This window comes from Demequina sp., assembly GCF_016278775.1.
Classification (GTDB): domain Bacteria; phylum Actinomycetota; class Actinomycetes; order Actinomycetales; family Demequinaceae; genus Demequina.
The window spans coordinates 1-12,942 of sequence record NZ_JADQBF010000026.1; the positions used below are offsets into that span (position 1 = coordinate 1).

The following is a 12,942-nucleotide window of genomic DNA, read 5'->3' on the forward strand; positions in this document are numbered from 1 at the left end:
CGCTCACCGTGGGCGGTGTCGACGTGCGTGCGCTCGCGTCCGAGTACGGCACGCCGCTGTATGTGGTGGACGAGGCCGACTTCCGCGCCCGCGCCCGGGGGTTCCGTCAGCACTTCACCGCGGCCTTCGGTCGCCACGGCGCGAACTGCGATGTCTTCTACGCGTCCAAGGCGCTGCTGAGTTCGCAGATCGCCGCTTGGGCGCTCGACGAGGGCCTTGGTGTGGACGTGGCCAGCGGCGGAGAGCTCGAACTCGCGCTGCGCGGCGGCGTGCCGGGGGAGCGGATCACGCTGCACGGCAACAACAAGTCGGACGCCGAACTCACGCGCGCGCTCGAGGTGGGAGTGGGCCGCATCGTGGTCGACTCGATGACGGAGATCGAGGTGCTGTCCGGAATCGCCCAGGCCGCTCGCGTGGCCGCGCCCGTGCTGGTGCGCATCACCACGGGGGTCCATGCAGGTGGCCACGAGTACATCGCCACGAGCCACGAGGACCAGAAGTTCGGGCTGTCGCTCGCTACCGGCGCCGCGCTCGAGGCGCTGCGCGCGGTGCATGCCTCGCCGCACCTCGCACTGCGCGGTATCCACACGCACATCGGCAGCCAGATCCTGTCGATCGGAGCGTTCAAGGACTCCGCCGAGCGGATGCTTCGCCTGCGCGCCGACTTCGCGGCAGAGACCGGCTTTGAGATGCCGGAGGTGGACCTCGGAGGCGGCTACGCGATCGCCTACACGCCTGAGTCGGAAGCCATGGATGTGGAGAAGGCGTCTCTGGAGATCGCCGACGTGGTGGCACAGGGCGTCGAGGCCGCTGGCGGCGGCTGGCCCCACATCTCGATCGAACCCGGCCGCGCGATCGCCGGGCCTTCTGGCATGACTCTCTACACCGTCGGCGTTACCAAGGACGTGGCGCTCGAGGGGGGCGGCCAACGGCAGTACGTGGCCGTCGACGGCGGGATGAGCGACAACATGCGCACCATCACCTACGGCGCCGAGTACACGGCCGCGATCGCGTCGCGCACGTCCGAGGCTCCGCCGGTGCAATCGCGCGTGGTGGGCAAGCACTGCGAGAGCGGCGACATCGTGGTGCGCGACGTGGACTTGCCGTCTGACGTCGCGCGCGGCGACCTCCTGGCGGTGCCCGCCACTGGCGCGTACGGCCGCGTGATGGCGAGCAACTACAACTCGGTGCTCAGGCCCGCAGTGGTGGCGGTGCGTGACGGCGCGTCTCGTGTGCTGATCAGGCGCGACACCCTGGACGACCTGCTCGGCTGGGACGTGGCGCCCTAGCGGGAAGGCGAGCGCGGGAACAGGCCTCTCTCGCCCGGCGTTTCCATAGCGGGCAGACATTTCGCCCAAAACGGATCACCGGAAGGGAGCAGCTCCCATGAATGCCACCGTCGATCACAGCAAAGACGGCTCGGCGGACCCCGTTCACGAGGCCACCGAGACTCTCCAGCACATCGCGGACGAAGTAGAGCGCGAGCGTGCCGAACGCGGTCGATCGGATATCGATCAAATTCATCTGTCCGATGGCGAAGAGCTTTCCACCCAGTTGGGGGCAGCTCATCCGGATTCCAATGAAGACGGCGCCGCTGATCGCGAGAACGCGCCTCGCGCAGGGCGGACCTCCGAAGGCGTCATCCCAATTCAGAACGGCATGAAGAATCCGCACTAGCGGGACCGCCATCGCTGGCAGCCAGCAACCGCTCGGTTGCGACGCTGCGCCGGGGCCGTAGCCCCGTGTACAAGGCTACGGGCGAGCGCCGGGGTCCATCCCCAGGCGTTGCGCCGAGTTCACGAGTCCCACGTGGGAGAACGCTTGCGGAAAGTTGCCAAGCATGCGGGCCTCGGAGACGCCGTACTCCTCGCTCAAGAGGCCCACGTCGTTGGCAGTGGCGAGAACCCGCTCGAACAGCGCACGCGCCTGCTCTCTGTCTCCCCGCATCGCCAGGGCGTCGATCAACCAGAAGGTGCACAGCACGAAGCTGCCCTCTGATCCCGGCAGGCCGTCGACCGACGAGCCGTCTGGGTCCTCCGTCAGATACCGCAACACGAACCCGTCGACCGTGAGGTCCCTCGCGATCGCGTCCACGGTGCGGACCACCCGCGGGTCGTCGGCAGGCAGAAAGCCCACCTCGGGAATGAGCAGCAGGCTGGCGTCGAGGCGTTGCGAACCGTAGTGCTGCACGAACGTGCCGAGCTGTTCGTCGTAGCCCTCGCGACACACCTCGGCGTGCACCTGGTCGGCGAGCGCCCGGTAGTGGACCGCATCGCCAGGAAGCCCGTGTTCGGTCACGCCCCTAGCCGCTCGGTCGAACGCGACCCACGCCATGACCTTGGAATGCACAAAGTGACGGCGGCCCCCGCGCATCTCCCAGATCCCCTCATCGGGATCCTGCCAATGACCCTCGACGTAGTCCGCCATCGCGCGCTGCAGCGCCCACGCGTCGGCGTCTGGGGCCATCCCGGCGGCACGGGCCTCGTGCATCGCGGAGAAGACCTCGCCGTAGACGTCCAATTGGAACTGATCGGCCGCGCCGTTCCCGATGCGGACCGGCACGCTGTCTTCGTAGCCCTTCAGCCAATCGAGGGTCAGCTCCGGTAGCCATCTGTTGCCCTCGATGTCGTACACAATCTGCAATTGGTTTGCGTCCCCCGCGATTGCTCGCACCAGCCAATCGCGCCAGGCGATCGCCTCAGTGAGGCACCCATTCGCAGTGAATGCCTCCAGGGTGAACGCGGCGTCGCGCAGCCAGGTGAAGCGGTAGTCCCAGTTGCGGGAACCGCCGATGTGTTCTGGCAGCGACGTGGTGGGGGCGGCCACCACGGCACCGGTCGGCTCGTACGTCAGCGCCTTGAGCGTGATGAGCGACCGGATCACTTGGTCGGACCATGGCCCGTCGACCTCCAGGCGGTCAGTCCACGCGTGCCACCACTCAATGGTGTCGCTGAGCAGCTGCTCGGTGTCCGGAGCCACCGGCGACTCGTCACCCCACTCGTGCCACGTCATCACAAACGGGACGCGTTGTCCGGCAGTCACCGTGAAGTCCGCGATGTGCTCGTGATTGTCACCCGCCATCGGGATGGGGCACGTCACCGCGACGGATTGCGAGCCGGCAACGGCGGTCACCGTAGTGCCGTCTGCACGCACCCACGGCACCGTCCGCCCGTAGTCGAACCGCAGGCTCAATGTGCTCCGCATGGACACCTCGCCCGCCACGCCCTCGACGATGCGCACCACCGTGGGCGGGCCATCCCTGTGAGGCATGAAGTCCGTGATGCGCACCGTGCCGGTCTCGGTGCGCATCTCGGTCTCGAGAATCAGGGTTTCGTGACGATAGGACCGCTGCGTGGAGATGACGTCGCCGACAGGCGCAATCGACCACTGGCCGTTGTTTTCGTCGCCGAGCAGCGCGGCAAAGCACGCGGGTGCATCGAAGCGGGGAAGGCACAACCAGGTGATCGCGCCGTCGCGGTCGACGAGCGCGGCCGTGCGCGTGTCCCCGATGAGGGCGTGGTCCTCGATGCGCGCGCTCACAGGGGGAGTTGCTCTCGCTGGTCTGTGGCGCGGTGGACAGTGGCGGCTTGGAGAGTCGTCATGACAAGGCAACACGACCTGGTCCCGAAATACTCCAAGCGCGCTGCCAGCCCTGGGGCGGTTACGTACGCCGCGCCCGCCCGGGAGGGCTCCGGGCCACCTGTGCGCGAGGCGGGACTTGAACCCGCACGTCCGAAGACACTGGAACCTAAATCCAGCGCGTCTGCCAATTCCGCCACTCGCGCGCGAGCCCACGATACCGCCACGGCGCATCCCCTAGCGCGCGCCCATCGTTCCTCGCGGCTGGAGACGCAAAGCAAACGCTCTACAAGTCCGCTCGAGTGCCGATGGGATCACCATGAACGAGTCGTTCCACCCGCGCGCGGCCGCACCGGCCGCTGGGGCGTCGGCGAGGTTGCGTCTATGACGACCCACGCCCACGCCCACGCTACTGACGCGCGGTGGACGCAGTTGATTGACGACGCGATCGCCGGTCAAGGCGTCGAGTGCCACTTCCAGCCCATCATCGATCTCGATGAGCGGGTGGTGGTGGGCTATGAGGCCCTTGCGCGCTTCGACCACCCCGACGCTCAGGGCGTGGGCCCGGACGTCTGGTTTGCGCGAGCCAAGGCACGTGGCCTTCAACCGGAGCTCGAGGCAGTGGTGTTGCGCAAGGCGCTCGCCCGGCGCGCAGACATGCCAAGGGACACGTTCCTTGCCGTGAACGTGGAGCCGGAGTCGCTGCGCCACCCTCTGGTGCGCGACCTCTTCGGTGAGATGCCGGACCTGACGGGGCTGGTGCTCGAGATCACGGAGCACTCCTCGTGGGAGTGGGCCGACTTGGAGCCGTCCATCAACGCCGCGCGGGCCAAGGGTGCGCTCATCGCGGTGGACGACGCGGGAGCGGGCTACTCGGGCCTGCAGCAGATCCTCGAGCTGCGGCCCTCCATCCTCAAACTTGACCGCGCCATCGTGCACGGCGTCGCTACCGACGAGGCCAAGGTGGCGCTCGTCGAGATGATCGGGCTATTTGCGTCGCGTGTCGACGCGTGGGTGGTCGCCGAGGGTATTGAGTCACTCGCCGATGCGAAGCGCCTGGCCGACATGCGCGTTCCGCTGGCTCAAGGCTTTCTGTTCGCAAGGCCGTCCCCCGACTTCACGGGCATCGACCCGGAGATCGCGGCGCAACTGGCGGCCTTCGCGGACCAAGCTGGGGACACGATGCACCGCCTCATTCAGACGGTGCCGACGATACCCGTAGAGCGGAGCGCGACGTATGACTGGGGTCAAGTCGAGAGTCACTGGATGGTGGTCGTGGGCAACGACCGGCGACCCCACGGCCTCGTCGACCCTGCGGCGGCGATCGCTGGAGAGTTGATCTCCACCCTCACCGTCAACGTGAACTGTAAGCCGGCCGAGGTGGCTCAGCGGATCAGCACGGCGCGCACAGAGCCGGGAGCGCCCATCATCATTACGGATGACTCGGGCCACTTCTTGGGCATCGTGACGCTCAGAAGGCTGCTGGGAAAGCTCAGCGCTCTCGCCGCCTGAGCCCTCAGTCGAGTCCGAGGTCGCGGCGCAGTTTGGCGACGTGGCCCGTCGCCTTCACGTTGTACTGAGCGAGCGCGACCTTGCCGTCTGGGTCCACCACAACGGTGGAGCGCAGGGAGCCCTCGACCGTCTTTCCGTACATCGACTTCTCGCCCCACGCTCCGTACAGGTTCTGGACCTCGAGATCGGGGTCCGACACGAGCGTGAAGTTGAGGCCCTCCTTCTCGCGGAATTTCGCGAGCTTTTCGGGAGAGTCCTTCGACACTCCCACCACCTCGTAGCCGGCGGCTTGCAGGGCGGCCAGGGAGTCGCGGAAGTCGCATGCCTGCGTCGTGCAACCGGGGGTCATGGCCGCCGGGTAGAAGTAGACGATGACGTTCCGACCGCGGTGGTCGGAAAGCGTGAACGTGCCGGTGTCGGTGGGGGCGGTGAAGTCCGGGGCTAAGGCGCCCGCCTCAAGTCGGGTGGTCATAGTCAGGCCAACCGGACAGGGCCCCACGCCATTCCCGACGCGAGGCTCTGGTTCGATTTCTTACCGGGAGGCGGATACTGCTAAAGTTGCGGGTCGCGCCAACCATGCGCCTCTAGCTCAACTGGCAGAGCAGCTGACTCTTAATCAGCGGGTTCGGGGTTCGAGTCCCCGGGGGCGTACAAGACACGAAGGCCCGGTCCTGAGGGACCGGGCCTTCGTCTGTCTTGGGGTTGGGGAGTGCCTAGGAGGCGAGTTCTCCGTCGGAGCTGAAGACGAGGCCAACGGCGATCTCGCCCTGGCGCAGCGCCGTCTTGGTGAGCGGGCCGCCCGCGTCGAGCGAGGAGAAGTCCGTCACTTCGATGCCGTAGACGTCCTCAAGGCCGAGCTGGCAGAACGTGCGCTCGGGGCACTCCGGCGGGCCACCGAGCGAGATGCCCTCGCAGTTGGCCGCGAGATCGCTCAGAGACGTCACTCCGTACTGCTCGGAGAACGCGGTGGTGACCGCGAAGGCGTTCTGGTCCTGCGCCGCTGAAGGCTCGCCGAACACGACTCCGAAGTCGGTGAAGCCGTCGAGTGCGGACTTCGTCTCCGCGATGTCTCCTGACGCCACAGCCTCGGCGTCGGCGCCGTTGACGGAGCGGTTGATGAACTCCGCTGCCGTCGCGGCATACTCGGGGATCACGTTCACCTCGCCGGACACCAGCGCGGGCATGTAGGTCTCGCGGTTGCCGATGGTGCGAACGGAGGCGTCGTAGCCGGCGTCACGGAGCACCGCGGCGTAGATCTCCGCGACCGTGATGTTCTCCGAGAAGTTCGCGGCGCCCACGACGATCGAGCCGCTGCCCTGCGAAGGCGCAGTAAGCCCCTGGTCGGTGACAAACTGCGCGGCAACCTCGGCGGAGGTCTGCCGGTCGATGTCCACGGCCTTGTTGAGCTGGATCAGGGTTGGGGTGTCCAGCACCGCTGACACGGCGTTGACGGCGTCCAGGACGGCCTCGTCTTGCGCGGTGTCGGCGTTGACCGCCGGGACGACGTTGTCCGAGTTCTGGAGCATCATGTCGTCGTCGAGGACCACGATGTCGTCGCCTGGAACGGGCAGGCACTGCTGCGCGACGGCGGTGGTGGCGCCCGTAGTGTCCGACGCCTCGGGGCTGGATTCGGTGGATTCGGTAGTTCCTGAAGAACAGGCGGCCAAGAACAGGGCCGACGTGGCGAGTGCCGCCAAGGGTGCAAGACGGGTGTGCATGATGCTCCTCGTGTGTGGTCAAACCGGTCAGCAAAAGTAACTCTTTGGAGCGGAGTTATGTTCCCCCGCACATCCTCCTCTCGACTTCTCGGCGCCGGGCGGCGGCCGGGTGGGTCAGGCGGGTACCAGTGATGTTGTGCGCAAGGGTGGCGGCGTGAGGCGCCGCTGCAGCGCCCCCATGGCAGCGTCAACCGCGAGCGTGAGCGCGGCGACAAGCACGCCGCCTGCGAGCACCTCGCCGTAACGCTGGGTGGCGAGTCCCGTGTTGATGATGACTCCCAACCCGCCGCCGGCGACGAGCGCCGCCAAGGGAACGGTCGCCACCGTCTGCGACGCGGAGGTGCGCAGGCCAGCGGCGATCAGCGGCCACGCGAGGGGGAGTTCGACGCGGGTGGCGACCTGGAGCCGCGTGAGGCCTTGGCCTTCCGCAGCCTCCCTGACGTCGGCGTCGACGTCCGCCATGCCTGTGAAGGCGTTGGTGAGGATGGGGGGGAACGCGAAGATCGCCGCCGCGATGATGACCGCGCGGTTGCCGAAGCCAATGGCAGAGGCGGCGAACAGCGTCAGCAAGGCGAGCGTCGGCACGGCCCTGGAGACGTTGGACAAGGCGACGGTGAGGCCCCCTCCACGTCGCGCGTGACCGAGCGCGATGCCGAGCGGCAGCGCAGTGAGCGCCGCGAGGCCCACCGCCGCGAACGACATGTACAGATGCTCGATGGTCAAGGCAAGGATCGAATCCTGAGCGAACTTCCATCCGCCGTCGTACGTGGGTCTGGTCAGGCCGTTCTCGCCCATCCAGTTCACGCCGGTCGAGATGTACTCCCACGCATCAGCCCAGATGCTCACGATGCCCTCCTGCGCCGCGCCCAGGGCATGGCGGCGCGCGCCGCCAACATGATGGCCAGGTCGAGCACGAGAGCCAACAGAAGGCACAGAATCACACTGGTGGCGATCTGCGCCCGGTAGTTGGACTGGAATCCCCTGAACATCAGCTGACCCAGGCCTCCATAGCCCACCACGACGCCCACGGTGACGAGCGCCACGGTGGTCACGGTCGCGATGCGCAGGCCCGCCACGATCGACGGCAACGCGTTCGGTATCTCAACACCCCACAGCAGGCGCAGTTTCGAGTAGCCGAGGCCGCGCGCGGCGTCCACGACGTCCCTGTCCACTCCTTCGAGGCCAGCCAGGATGTTGCGCACGAGCACCAGCAAGGCGTAGACCACGAGCCCGATGAGCACCGTGGTGCGGCCGATGCCAGTGAAAGGAACCAACAACGCGAACAGCGCGAGGGAGGGGATCGTGTACAGCACGCCGGTGAGTCCCAAGATGGGCCGCGTCAGCCACCGCACGTTGCGCGCCACCACCGCGAGCGGGAAGGCGATCGCGAGTGCAATGGCGACCGCCTGCAACGTGAGCGTGGTGTGGATGGTGAGTTGGTCGCTCAACTCGGTCCAGTTGCTTTCCACGTAGCGCCACGAAAGCCACGGATTGGGCGGGGCGTCGTCCATCCCACCCACCCTAGTCGCCGGTATGACATGCCTGCCCTGTACGGTAATCCGCATGGTCGGAACGGACATCGTCTTTGACAGCGCACGCAAGTCGTATCCGGACGGCACGGACGCTGTGGAGAGCCTCAGCCTTGAGGTGCGCGGCTCAGAGGTGCTGGCGTTGGTGGGGCCTTCCGGCTGCGGGAAGTCGACCACGTTGAGGATGGTCAATCGGCTCGTCGAGCCCACCTCTGGGACCATCAGCGTGGGCGGCACCGATGTAATGTCACAAAACCCCGTCCACTTGCGCCGCGGCATCGGCTACGTGATTCAGCACGTGGGGCTCTTCCCGCACCGCACTGTCCAGCAGAACGTCGCGACGGTGCCGGGCCTGTTGGGTTGGGACAAGGACCGCACGGCGCAGCGCGTCGAGCACCTGTTGACCCTCGTGGGGCTCGAACCTGCCACGTACGCCGCCCGCTACCCGCACGAGCTTTCTGGCGGGGAGCGGCAAAGGGTTGGCGTGGCGCGGGCGCTCGCCACTGAGCCTCCCGTGTTGCTCATGGACGAGCCCTTTGGGGCCGTAGACCCTCAGGGTCGCAGGAGGCTTCAGAAGGAGTTTGCCGCTCTGCAGCGCGAGCTGGGCACCACCGTCATCATGGTGACGCACGACATCAGGGAGGCGGCGTTGCTCGCGGACCGCATCGCGGTGCTGTCCAAGGGCGCGGTGCTTGAGCAGTTGGACACGCCTGAGGGTGTCACGCAGTCACCAGCCAACGACTTTGTGGCCGACTTTGTGGCGGACTTTGGGGACTGACCTACTCGGGCTTGTCGCCGGGAGGGACGCCTTGCGAGGGCGCGGCGTCGGCGTCGGGCTTGGTCTTGCCGTTGCCGTTCGCCGAGCGAGAGACCTTTGAGCGCAGGTTTGGCGCGAGGGCCGAGCGATGCTCGTTGACCCGTTCGAGCCGATCTCGCCATGACGCTCGCCACCATGCGACTTTCTCGCCGCGCTCATGGGCAGCTTCGCGCTCGAGTCGCTCTTGCACTTGCAGGAGCTCGCGACGGCGGCGTCTGCGGCGCCCGGAGGTGACGATGTAGTAGAAGGCCCCGGCGAGCCCGACGAGCACCACGGTGACCAGGATGGGCGCGAAGATGGCCAAGAGGCTCAGGCCGACGGAGGTGGCGTCCTCCGCGAAGGAGGCCAGTGGCGCTCCCGTGCCGCCGGTCGAGGCGTTGACGGCGGGTCGCGATGTCGCCTTGCCGGTGTGGACCAGGAGCGTGATGATGGCTCCGACCACGCCTGCGATCATCGGATTGTCCGTCCAGAACTGACCCGCGTCGAGTTCTGCTGCGGAGGCGCTCGCCGAGAAGATGACGCCGCCTATGAGCGGGCGGACGGCGGTCTGGATCAGGTCGTTGACGTGATCGACGCCGGGGATCTTGTCCAGCACCAACTCGGCGGTGAGCAGGAGCAGCGCGATGATGATGGTGGGCCACTCCTGGAGCCACATGAGGTTCTCTGGGAGCTCGATGAAGGTGGTGAAGCGGGCCAAGACTCCCACCAATACGAGCGGGATGAAAGCATTGAGCCCCGCAGCAGCCGACAGCCCCGCGCCGGTGAGTGCGGCAATCACTCATGCCTCCTTGGCGTTCGCACGTGAATCACGCCCTCACGATAGCCTGTTCGGAAACGTCAGAGGGTCCCGGCGCCTGCCTGGACCCTCTGACCTCTTGGGGTGGCTAACGGGACTTGAACCCGCGGCCCCCGCGACCACAACGCGGTGCTCTACCAACTGAGCTATAGCCACCATCGGCCCGTGAGGGCCAGCGAAAAGTGTACCGCGAGGCGCGCGCCGCGGTGCACGCCCGCGTGTTCGCGTGCGGGCAAGTGCGGTGCCTAGTGCGGACGGGACTCGGTCACCGCCGTGGCCACGGCCTTCGCGGCGTTGGAGTCCGGGCCTGGTTGGGGCGCGAAGACCGCCTCCCGGTAGTACCGCAACTCTTGAATCGAATCCTCGATGTCGCCGAGCGCGCGGTGTCCACCCGTCTTCTCTGGGGAGTTGAAGAACACGCGCGGATACCAGCGGCGCACCAACTCCTTGATCGAGCTGACGTCTACCACGCGGTAGTGGAGCAACTCCATGAGTGCAGGCATGTCGCGGTCGAGGAAGGCCTTGTCCATGCCCACGGTGTTGCCGGCGAGCGGTGCGCGGGCGCCCTTGACCTGTGCGGTGACGTAATCGACCACCCGCTGTTGGGCCTCCTCCATGCTGAGGCCGCTGTCGAGCTCTGGAAGGAGCCCCGACGTCACGTGCATCTGACGCACAAAGTCGGTCATCACGTCGACGGCTTCGGCCGGGGGCTTGATGACGACGGACACGCCGTCCCCAAGCGGGTTGAGATCGGCATCGGTGACGATGCAGGCGACCTCGATCAGGGCGTCTGTGGTGAGGTCGAGACCCGTCATTTCGCAATCGATCCAGACCAAAGGTGCATCGGGCATGGCTCTTACTGTAGGGCCAAGTGGTGACTGGCCAGGTCCTGGAGTTGACAAGTGCACGCGCTCATGGTTAGTTAGTTACTGAACTGACTAACCAATAAACCGGGAGTGTGCCGTGGACGATGAAAGACCGATCTTCGTCCAGATCGCCGAGCAGATCGAGGGGCAGATCGTGGACGGCAGCATGGCAGAGGAGGGACAAGTGCCCTCCATCAACGAGCTGGCGGCGTTCCACAGAATCAATCCCGCGACGGCACTCAAGGGGGTCAACGTGCTCGTAGAGGCAGGAGTTCTGTACAAGCGGCGCGGCATCGGAATGTTCGTGGCCACCGGCGCCCGTGAGGCGCTCGTCCAGCGTCGACGAGACGCGTTTCGCGCGGACTATGTCCGGCCGCTCGTGGCCGAGGCGACCAAGTTGTCCATCTCGCCAGCGCAACTGGCGGACATGATCAAGAAGGAGGCAGGGCGATGAACGCCATTGTCGAGGTGCAAGACCTCACCAAGCGCTTCGGCAAGGTCGAGGCCGTCAAGCACGTGTCCTTTGCGTTCGCCGAGGAGGGGATTCATGGCTTGCTGGGCCGCAATGGTGCGGGCAAGACCACTCTGATGAAGCTGATGACTGGCCAGGAGTTCGCGACGGAAGGCGAGGTCAGGGTCTTCGGCCATTCACCCGTCGAGAACGCGGCGGTACTGGGCAGGGTGTGCTTCATCAACGAGGCGCAGGTCTATCCAGAGGATTTCAAGGGTCGTCACGCGCTGAAGGCCGCCTCCCGTTTCTTCTCGCGATGGGACGAGGCGTTCGCGGCACGGCTTGTTGATGACTTCGCGCCGCCGCTGAACCGCCCCATCAAGAAGATGTCGCGGGGCCAGCGTTCCGCCATCGGGGTGATTGTCGGCCTTGCCTCGCGGGCAGAGCTCACGTTCTTTGACGAGCCCTACGCGGGCCTCGACGCGGTGGCGCGCCAGATGTTCTACGACCACCTGCTCGCGGACTACGCCGCCCATCCCCGCACCGTCGTGTTGTCGACGCACCTGATCGACGAGGCGGCGAACTTGCTGGAGCGAGTGGTGGTCGTGGACGAGGGGTCCGTGATCATCGACGCCGACGCAGAGGACCTTCGCTCGCAAGCCGTGACGTTGGTGGGCAAGGCGGATGGCGCTCACGCATTCGCCGCCGGCAGAGAGGTGCTGGGGGTTCAACAGCTGGGGGGCCTCGCCTCCGTCACGGTGGCGGGCTTGAGCGACACCGATCGGCAAGAGGCGCGCGAGGCAGGGCTCGAGGTGGGGCCCGTCTCACTTCAACAACTGGTGGTGAGTCGCACTGGCGGCCGCACCGCCGACACGAGCGAGGGAGCACTGCAATGACCGCGACCGCCATCGACGCCCCGGGCGCCGCGAACGCGGCCCCGCGCCGCATCCTCGATGTGGTGATGCTTCACTCGACGAATCCGTGGACCACGCTGATCCTGCCGTGGCTCATCACGTTCGCGATCTTTGGCCTCAACTTCTCGATCTGGACGTTGGTGTCGCGGGCCGCTGGGCCCGACCTCGAGACGGACGCGTTCGCCAACAACGGGGGAGTCACCTGGATTCTGGTCTACATGATGGTGGTCGCGATCCAGGCGATGAGCGCCTCCTTCCGCTTTGCTCTGGGCATGTCGGTCACGCGTCGCGACTACTACCTCGGATCCGCGCTCTACTTCGCGATGCTGTCGGCGATCTACGCGGCCGGGTTCACCGCTCTCGGCTGGATCGAGCGTCTGACGGACGGCTGGGGTCTGGGCGGCTACTTCTTCGCCCCGTTTGGCTCTGCCGCTGAGCCGCTGTGGCTTCACGCCTACGCCTTCTTTGTACTCCTGCTGATGTTCTTCTTCATCGGGGCGGCGTCGGCCGGCGTGTGGATGCGCTGGAAGGTCAGTGGCCTCCTGACGGAACTGCTAGGCATCGCCGTCATCTTGGTGGGGCTCGCGTGGTGGATCACCGAGGCGTCGGCGTGGGGATCCGTAGGGAGCTTCTTCACCGACAACTCGCCGTTTGTCATTCTGAGTTGGACCTTGCCAGTCACGGTCGGGGCCGGGTTGGCGGGCTTTGCCTTATTGAGGCGCGCCACTCCCTAGCCGAGCGACCCAGGGCAACAAGCGGC

At 66.5% G+C, this 12,942-nt stretch carries 14 protein-coding genes and 3 tRNA genes; 8 read left to right on the forward strand and 9 right to left on the reverse strand.

Going from position 1 to position 12,942, the window contains the following annotated elements:
- On the forward strand, positions 1–1,289 hold a 1,289-nt coding region (gene lysA / locus QZZ33_RS04030), incomplete at its 5' end, for a diaminopimelate decarboxylase (protein WP_291378352.1).
- Positions 1,290–1,386: 97 nt separating this feature from the next.
- Positions 1,387–1,677 (forward strand): hypothetical protein, encoded by a 291-nt coding sequence (locus tag QZZ33_RS04035; RefSeq protein WP_291378353.1) that lies wholly within the window; start codon positions 1,387–1,389, stop codon positions 1,675–1,677.
- 75 nt (positions 1,678–1,752) lie between these two features.
- Here the strand turns inward: QZZ33_RS04035 and QZZ33_RS04040 are convergent, their stop codons facing one another.
- Entirely contained in the window at positions 1,753–3,540 is a 1,788-nt protein-coding gene (locus QZZ33_RS04040) for a glycoside hydrolase family 15 protein (protein WP_291378354.1), read from the reverse strand.
- 163 nt (positions 3,541–3,703) lie between these two features.
- Positions 3,704–3,785 (reverse strand) — tRNA-Leu (locus QZZ33_RS04045).
- Positions 3,786–3,963: 178 nt separating this feature from the next.
- Here QZZ33_RS04045 and QZZ33_RS04050 point away from each other — a divergent pair.
- On the forward strand, positions 3,964–5,091 hold the full coding sequence (locus tag QZZ33_RS04050; RefSeq protein WP_291378355.1) for an EAL domain-containing protein: 1,128 nt from the start codon (positions 3,964–3,966) through the stop codon (positions 5,089–5,091).
- Between the two features lie 4 nt (positions 5,092–5,095).
- Here the strand turns inward: QZZ33_RS04050 and bcp are convergent, their stop codons facing one another.
- Positions 5,096–5,563 carry a thioredoxin-dependent thiol peroxidase gene (gene bcp / locus QZZ33_RS04055; protein WP_291378357.1) on the reverse strand — a complete coding sequence of 156 codons (468 nt, stop codon included), beginning with the start codon at positions 5,561–5,563 and terminating at the stop codon, positions 5,096–5,098.
- Between the two features lie 106 nt (positions 5,564–5,669).
- Here bcp and QZZ33_RS04060 point away from each other — a divergent pair.
- Positions 5,670–5,742, forward strand: a tRNA-Lys gene (locus tag QZZ33_RS04060).
- 62 nt (positions 5,743–5,804) lie between these two features.
- On the opposite strand, the gene QZZ33_RS04065 is transcribed toward QZZ33_RS04060, so the two are convergent.
- From QZZ33_RS04065 to QZZ33_RS04075, 3 genes are all read right to left on the reverse strand, one after another.
- On the reverse strand, positions 5,805–6,809 hold the full coding sequence (locus QZZ33_RS04065) for a glycine betaine ABC transporter substrate-binding protein (protein WP_291378358.1): 1,005 nt from the start codon (positions 6,807–6,809) through the stop codon (positions 5,805–5,807).
- 114 nt (positions 6,810–6,923) lie between these two features.
- The gene (locus tag QZZ33_RS04070) at positions 6,924–7,655 is read right to left on the reverse strand and encodes an ABC transporter permease (protein WP_291378360.1); all 732 of its coding nucleotides are present in this window, start codon (positions 7,653–7,655) and stop codon (positions 6,924–6,926) included.
- Complete coding sequence (locus tag QZZ33_RS04075; RefSeq protein ID WP_291378362.1) at positions 7,652–8,320, reverse strand: ABC transporter permease subunit; 669 nt, start codon at positions 8,318–8,320, stop codon at positions 7,652–7,654. The genes QZZ33_RS04070 and QZZ33_RS04075 overlap by 4 nt, the downstream gene beginning before the upstream one ends.
- 52 nt (positions 8,321–8,372) lie before the next feature.
- Between QZZ33_RS04075 and QZZ33_RS04080 the strand changes: the two genes are divergently transcribed.
- Positions 8,373–9,116 carry an ATP-binding cassette domain-containing protein gene (locus QZZ33_RS04080; protein ID WP_366475570.1) on the forward strand — a complete coding sequence of 248 codons (744 nt, stop codon included), beginning with the start codon at positions 8,373–8,375 and terminating at the stop codon, positions 9,114–9,116.
- A gap of 1 nt (position 9,117) precedes the next feature.
- Here the strand turns inward: QZZ33_RS04080 and QZZ33_RS04085 are convergent, their stop codons facing one another.
- The 3 genes from QZZ33_RS04085 to orn all read right to left on the reverse strand — a co-directional run bounded on the left by QZZ33_RS04085 (position 9,118) and on the right by orn (position 10,802).
- Complete coding sequence (locus QZZ33_RS04085; protein ID WP_291378363.1) at positions 9,118–9,933, reverse strand: DUF4126 domain-containing protein; 816 nt, start codon at positions 9,931–9,933, stop codon at positions 9,118–9,120.
- Positions 9,934–10,031: 98 nt separating this feature from the next.
- A tRNA-His gene (locus tag QZZ33_RS04090) sits at positions 10,032–10,107 on the reverse strand.
- Between the two features lie 89 nt (positions 10,108–10,196).
- Entirely contained in the window at positions 10,197–10,802 is a 606-nt protein-coding gene (orn, locus tag QZZ33_RS04095; RefSeq protein WP_291378364.1) for an oligoribonuclease, read from the reverse strand.
- A gap of 112 nt (positions 10,803–10,914) precedes the next feature.
- Between orn and QZZ33_RS04100 the strand changes: the two genes are divergently transcribed.
- Genes QZZ33_RS04100 through QZZ33_RS04110 form a run of 3 tightly spaced genes read left to right on the forward strand, consistent with a single transcriptional unit; the run spans position 10,915 to position 12,916 of the window.
- Positions 10,915–11,271 carry a GntR family transcriptional regulator gene (locus QZZ33_RS04100; RefSeq protein ID WP_291378365.1) on the forward strand — a complete coding sequence of 119 codons (357 nt, stop codon included), beginning with the start codon at positions 10,915–10,917 and terminating at the stop codon, positions 11,269–11,271.
- Entirely contained in the window at positions 11,268–12,164 is an 897-nt protein-coding gene (locus QZZ33_RS04105; protein ID WP_291378366.1) for an ABC transporter ATP-binding protein, read from the forward strand. Before QZZ33_RS04100 ends, QZZ33_RS04105 begins: the two co-directional genes overlap by 4 nt.
- Positions 12,161–12,916 (forward strand): ABC transporter permease, encoded by a 756-nt coding sequence (locus QZZ33_RS04110; protein WP_291378367.1) that lies wholly within the window; start codon positions 12,161–12,163, stop codon positions 12,914–12,916. The genes QZZ33_RS04105 and QZZ33_RS04110 overlap by 4 nt, the downstream gene beginning before the upstream one ends.
- Positions 12,917–12,942 lie beyond the last annotated feature (26 nt).